General features: G+C 64.4%; 1 protein-coding gene and 3 tRNA genes. All 4 read right to left on the bottom strand.

The features are described 5' to 3' along the window. Positions 1-561: 561 nt before the first annotated feature. A tRNA-Phe gene (locus tag KZA10_RS13165) sits at positions 562-634 on the bottom strand. Positions 635-703: 69 nt separating this feature from the next. After that, positions 704-777 (bottom strand) — tRNA-Asp (locus KZA10_RS13160). 29 nt (positions 778-806) lie between these two features. Next, positions 807-879 (bottom strand) — tRNA-Glu (locus KZA10_RS13155). Between the two features lie 3 nt (positions 880-882). Next, the gene (locus tag KZA10_RS18765; RefSeq protein WP_374196590.1) at positions 883-1,980 is read right to left on the bottom strand and encodes a hypothetical protein; all 1,098 of its coding nucleotides are present in this window, start codon (positions 1,978-1,980) and stop codon (positions 883-885) included. Between the last annotated feature and the right edge of the window lie 127 nt (positions 1,981-2,107).

Below are 2,107 nucleotides of genomic sequence, written 5' to 3'. Positions count from 1 at the left end.
GTCATCGTGATGATGCCTTTCGAGTGGGATGTGAGAGTTTCCTCGAAGGATCACGCGGTGACCGCACTTCGTCGCGATCGACGAGCCGGCCACCACGGGCTACACCACTTTATGGGGCACTACTCCGGTCGAGAACGCACGGGCGGAAGTGTGGATGGCGCTAGGCGGCAGCTAGGACAGTTTGGATTGCACAGTTCGGATCGATCCAGATAAATCACGGGCAACTATCTGGATCTATCTCGCGCGCTCGCGTAGCACCAGTCGCAACGGGATGCTCGGGGTGAGAACTGCTCTGCTTGGCAGACTAAGAGTTCGACGGTCGTAGCGATTCGCGAGGCCAGCACGGCCGGTGTCTCTGCCTTCTACCGGCACGAAACCGGCACAAGCTTCTCGAGGGAGCCGTTTCGTCTCGCTGCGCTCGCTCAACGACCGGGGCAGAGCGGCCCGGGGGAGCAGTCTGGCGGAGCGGCTCGGAAATCGCTCCTCACCAGGGCAAAGCAAAACCCCCGCCATGTAGAAGCTAGGCGAGGGTTTCTGGAGTGATTGTAACGATCACTCGTGTGGCTCCGACCGGCATCGATCCGGTGACCTTTCGATTTTCAGTCGAACGCTCTACCAACTGAGCTACAGAGCCGCGCGACCGGCGAACCTGTCGCGTCCTAGACGAAGAGCCCTCTCCGAAGAAAGAGCTCATCGCACGGAGCGACCCTGACGGGACTTGAACCCGCGACCTCCGCCGTGACAGGGCGGCACGCTAACCAACTGCGCTACAGGGCCATACTTGTTTTCAATTGTACCGGAAGGTGTGACCCCAACGGGATTCGAACCCGTGCTACCGCCGTGAAAGGGCGGCGTCCTAGGCCGCTAAACGATGGGGCCGAGTCAGTCCCGGGGGACTTCCTTGCCGACGCTCAAGCATAAGGGATGTTTTGAGTAAATCGCGAATCGAGGGCGCGGCGCCGCACCCCGGGCGTGTTCCGGGGGGACGATCGAGGTGTCGGGAGCGGGCGCGATCGCCGCGATGCCCCCTGGTGCGGATGTGAAAGTTGTTGTTAGTGTGGCAACTGTGAAACCGGCGGAAGGGGCCGTGTGAACGACAAGATCACGCTGGATGCTGCAGTTGCTGCGGCGTCCGAGGACTGCGGCTGCGCGCCCACTCCGACAGAACGCCGTGCTTTCGGCAAGATGGGCATCAGCCGTCGCGGTGCCCTCGGCATCGGCGCTCTCGGCGTCGTCGCCCTCAGTGCCTTCGGCATCACCAACGGTGTGTCGGCCGCGTATGCCGCCACGTACCCGAGCTGGGACGATGTGCAGCGCGCGAAGAACAACGAGGCGGCGAAGGCTGCCGAGGTCTCGCGAATCGAGGGACTGATCCAGTCGCTCACGCAGAAGGTCGCCGAGACTCAGGCAGCGGCGCAGGTCGCATCGGCGGATTTCTACGACGCTCAGCAGGCCTACTTCGCTGCGGCCACCGAAGCCGACTCCATGCAGGCGAAGGCCGACGAGCAGGCTGCGGTCGCCGACAGCTCCGCCCGCAAGGCAGGGCAGGTCGCCGCGCAGCTCTACCGCAACGGCGGCGACGACACGTCGATGGAACTGTTCTTCGCCGGCTCGGCGAACAACGCCGATGAGCTGCTCGCGCGCCTCGGCACGATGGACAAGCTCCTCGAATACAACCAGTCCGTCTACGACAAGGCCGTCGCGGCGCGCAACTCCGCGCAGTCCCTCAGCGACCAGGCGGTCGTCGCTCGCAACGAGCGCGACCGGCTGCAGAAGGTCGCCGAAGAGAAGATGGTCGCGGCGCAGCAGGCTGCGGATGCGGCGCAGGCAGCCCTGGACGAGCAGTCGGCGAACCTGGCCACGATGCAGGCTCAGCTCGCAGCCCTCAAGGATGCGACGACCCAGACGGTCGCCGTCCTCGCCGAGGGTGTTGTCGAAGTAGCCGTAGTCGGCCGGGTAGCCGAAGGTCGTGTAGAGCATCGCGAGTCTTTCCACGGCTGCTGACGCGACGCCGCTGCGCACGGAGACGCATGGCGCCGGCTATCTGTTTCGTCGCAACGGCGTCGCCGACGGCGAGGGCTCGACTCTCGTAGAGCAGTGGACGGTG

Origin of the sequence: Microbacterium sp. BF1, from assembly GCF_019279095.1 — a bacterium.
GTDB classification, from domain to species: Bacteria; Actinomycetota; Actinomycetes; order Actinomycetales; family Microbacteriaceae; genus Microbacterium; species Microbacterium maritypicum.
The sequence above is the reverse complement of the archived record's forward strand: the minus strand, read 5'-3'. Positions and strand labels throughout refer to the sequence as shown.

What these genes read in the sequence shown, in the direction of transcription:
- KZA10_RS18765 (WP_374196590.1), bottom strand. Translation starts at nt 1,980, where the DNA reads ATGCTCTACACGACCTTCGGCTACCCGGCCGACTACGGCTACTTCGAC.